This is a genomic window from Actinotalea sp. JY-7885 (assembly GCF_014525465.1).
Lineage (GTDB): Bacteria > Actinomycetota > Actinomycetes > Actinomycetales > Cellulomonadaceae > Actinotalea.
Window position 1 is genome coordinate 1 of sequence record NZ_JACEXH010000247.1, and the last position, 3,499, is coordinate 3,499.

Genomic DNA, 3,499 nt, shown 5'->3' on the forward strand with positions numbered 1-3,499 from the left:
GTCCGGCGGCCGCGGCGGCACGCGGCCGGGGGGAGGGGCGCCCGCGGGCTGCCTCGGCTGCTCGGGCGCGGCGGGGCGCTCCGGTGGCCTGACGCGGGCGTCGGGTGGGGACGTCATCGTGCGGCTCCTCGTCCTCTCACCGGTGTCGCGGGGCGGCCGCGGGAGCGGCTGGCGCCAGTCTCCCACCGGCCGCCCCTGCTCCGGGCGGCCGACCACCGCTAGGGTCGCGCCGTGCGCGCCACTCCCGACGTCGTCCCGCCCGGTTCCCGCATCGTCGTCCTCGTCTCCGGGGGCGGCAGCAACCTCGCGGCGCTGCTCGAGGCGCACCGCGACCCCGGCTTCGGGGGACGGGTGGTGGGCGTGGTGAGCGACCGCGACGGGATCGGCGGGCTCGAGATCGCGCGGGCCGCGGGCGTCGCGACGGCCGTCGTGGCGCCGCGGGACTTCCCCGACCGCGAGTCCTGGGACCGCGGGATGGCGCACGCCGTCGGCGTCTTCGAGCCCGCGTGGGTGGTCAGCGCCGGGTTCATGCGCATCCTCGGGGCGCCCTTCCTCGACCGCTTCGGGGGCCGGGTCATCAACACGCACCCGGCGCTGCTCCCCGCGTTCCCCGGCGCGCACGGCGTGCGGGACGCGCTCGCGCACGGGGTCCGGGTCACGGGGTGCACGGTGCACCTGGTGGACGCCGGCGTCGACACCGGCCCGATCATCGCCCAGCGCGCCGTCGAGGTCGCCGAGGACGACGACGAGGCCTCGCTGCACGAGCGCATCAAGGCGGTCGAGCGCGCCCTGCTGGTCGACGTCGTCGGGCGCGCCGCGCGCTCCGGCCTCGCGGTGGAGGGGCGCCGGGTCCGCCTCGGCTGACCGGCCCGTCCGCGCGGTAGCATCGGCCCCGGCCGTGACTGGCGACCAGGTGGAGCACCACCGGGGAGCGGCCGAAGTCCCCTGCAGCGCACCGCCCGCCTGGGTGCCTGGGTCCGATGAGCGTCACCCCCTGGGGTGCCGCACCGCACCGACCCGGGAGAACCGCGCATGAGCGCCCACCTCACGCCCCTCGAGCCCGTCGCCGACCCCACGGCCGAGGCCACCCGCCGCCCCCTGCGCCGCGCGCTCGTGAGCGTCTACGACAAGACCGGACTGGCCGAGCTGGCCACCGCGCTGCACGACGCCGGCGTCGAGATCGTCTCGACCGGCTCCACCGCGTCGACGATCGCGGCCGCCGGCGTGCCGGTCACGCGGGTCGAGGAGGTTACCGGCTTCCCCGAGTGCCTCGACGGCCGGGTCAAGACGCTGCACCCGCGCGTGCACGCCGGCCTGCTCGCGGACACGCGCCGGCCCGAGCACGTGGCGCAGCTCGCGGAGCTCGACGTGGCCGGCTTCGACCTCATGGTCGGCAACCTCTACCCGTTCGCGGCGACCGTGGCCTCGGGCGCGGCGCCCGACGACGTCGTCGAGCAGATCGACATCGGCGGCCCGTCGATGGTGCGGGCGGCCGCCAAGAACCACCCGAGCGTCGCCGTCGTCGTCGACCCGGCGCGCTACGGCGAGGTCGTCGCGGCGCTCGGGGCCGGCGGCTTCACCCTCGCGGAGCGGCGGGCGCTCGCGGGCGCGGCCTTCGCGCACACGGCCGCGTACGACGTCGCCGTCGCCTCGTGGTTCGCGAGCGCGTACGCGCCCGACGCCGTCGGCGCCGAGTCCGGCTTCGGCGCGTTCGCGGGCGCGACCTGGGAGCGGTCGGCGGTGCTGCGCTACGGCGAGAACCCGCACCAGCGGGCGGCGCTCTACGTGAACCCGGCCGCCCCCGGACTCGCGCAGGCCGAGCAGCTGCACGGCAAGGAGATGAGCTACAACAACTACGTCGACGCGGACGCCGCCTGGCGCGCGGCCCACGACCACGCCGAGCCCGCCGTCGCGATCATCAAGCACGCCAACCCGTGCGGGATCGCCGTCGGGCCCGACGTCGCCGAGGCGCACGCCAAGGCCCACGCGTGCGACCCCGTGTCCGCGTACGGCGGCGTCGTCGCGGCCAACCGCACGGTCACGGCGGCGATGGCCGAGCAGCTCTCGCCGGTGTTCACCGAGGTCGTCCTCGCCCCGGACTTCGAGCCGGCCGCCCTCGAGGTGCTGACGCGCAAGAAGAACGTGCGCCTCCTGCGGGTCGCCGGTCCGGCCAACACCGCTCCGGTCGAGATGCGCCCGGTCACGGGGGGCGTCCTGCTGCAGACCGCCGACCGCGTGGACGCCGTCGTCGAGGGCGGTGGCGACGACCCGGCCGCCTGGACGCTGGCGGCGGGGCGGCCCGCCGACGACGCGACCCTCGCCGACCTCGCCTTCGCGTGGCGGGCGGTCCGCGCCGTGAAGTCCAACGCGATCCTGCTCGCCCGGGACGGGGCCTCGGTCGGCGTCGGGATGGGGCAGGTCAACCGCGTGGACTCCTGCCGGCTCGCCGTCGAGCGCGCGAACACGGGCGGCGCCGAGCGCGCCCGCGGCGCGGTCGCCGCCTCCGACGCCTTCTTCCCGTTCGCGGACGGGCTGCAGGTCCTCCTCGACGCGGGGGTCCGGGCGGTGGTGCAGCCGGGCGGCTCGGTGCGCGACGCGGAGGTCGTCGCGGCGGCCGCGGCGGCCGGGGTGACGCTCTACCTCACGGGCACGCGGCACTTCGCGCACTGAGCCTGCGCTGACCGCACTGCGCGACGGCGGCGGCTCTCGCCTCAGGCGAGCGCCGCCGCCTTGAGGGGTCGCGCGTCGTCGGCGGCAGCGTCGCGGTCGAGCCGGGGGAGCGCGGGCCCGGTGAAGAGGCGGCGGGCCGTCGCGACGTCCCGCGGGCGGTCCACGGCGAGCACGGCGCCGAGCTCGGACGAGCCGGGGCGGAACCAGAGCGCGGTGAAGCCGTCGTCGCCGCGTCGCAGGACGACGTCGTCCGTGGGCAGCGGGTGCCCGTAGAGGGCCAGCTCGTGACCGAGCTGGGTCGAGAAGACGTACGGCGCCGGGTCGTCGACGGGCCCCGCGGGCACCCCGAGCAGCGTGCGCACCGCCGCGGCCGGGCCCCGCAGGGCGCCGTCCCAGTGACCACCGGACACCCAGCCGTGGCGGGGCGAGCGGCGCCGGGCGACGTCGCCGACCGCGACGACGTGGTGCAGCGGGCCGTCGGCGCGCACGACGCGGTACCGCTCGTCCACCACGAGCGCGCCGTCGGGCGCCACGGGCAGCGCGTCCCCGAGCCAGCCCGTGCGCGGCCTGGCGCCCACGGCGACGAGCACGACGTCGGCCGGCACGGTGCGCCCGTCCTCGAGCACGACGGCGTCCGCCCGCACCTCGTCGACGCGCGTCCCCAGCAGCAGCCGGACCCCGGCCGCCGCGTACCAGGCGGTCGTCAGGGCGCCCACCTCGCCCAGGGCGGCCTCGAGCGGCGCGTCGGCCGCCTCGACGACCGTGACGTGCGCACCGGCCCCGGCCGCGACGCCCGCCACCTCGGCGCCGATCCAGCCCGCGCCGACGA

The 3,499-nt window shown here is 78.0% G+C and carries 3 protein-coding genes and 1 riboswitch; of the genes, 2 read left to right on the top strand and 1 reads right to left on the bottom strand.

Annotation, left to right across the window (positions count from 1 at the left end; genetic code table 11):
• Positions 1 to 231 precede the first annotated feature (231 nt).
• Together purN and purH are read left to right on the top strand one after the other, a co-directional pair.
• Entirely contained in the window at positions 232 to 864 is a 633-nt protein-coding gene (gene purN, locus IDM29_RS15675; RefSeq protein WP_182111952.1) for a phosphoribosylglycinamide formyltransferase, read from the top strand.
• Between the two features lie 24 nt (positions 865 to 888).
• Positions 889 to 976, top strand: a riboswitch (ZMP/ZTP riboswitch).
• 56 nt (positions 977 to 1,032) lie between these two features.
• Complete coding sequence (gene purH, locus IDM29_RS15680) at positions 1,033 to 2,670, top strand: bifunctional phosphoribosylaminoimidazolecarboxamide formyltransferase/IMP cyclohydrolase (RefSeq protein WP_182111951.1); 1,638 nt, start codon at positions 1,033 to 1,035, stop codon at positions 2,668 to 2,670.
• 41 nt (positions 2,671 to 2,711) lie between these two features.
• Here the strand turns inward: purH and IDM29_RS15685 are convergent.
• The coding region (locus IDM29_RS15685) for an FAD-dependent oxidoreductase (protein WP_188037759.1) at positions 2,712 to 3,499 on the bottom strand (788 nt) is incomplete at its 5' end.

Bases quoted from the DNA above. Each gene is read 5' to 3' on its own strand.
- purH (WP_182111951.1), top strand. From the start codon at position 1,033: ATGAGCGCCCACCTCACGCCCCTCGAGCCCGTCGCCGACCCCACGGCC.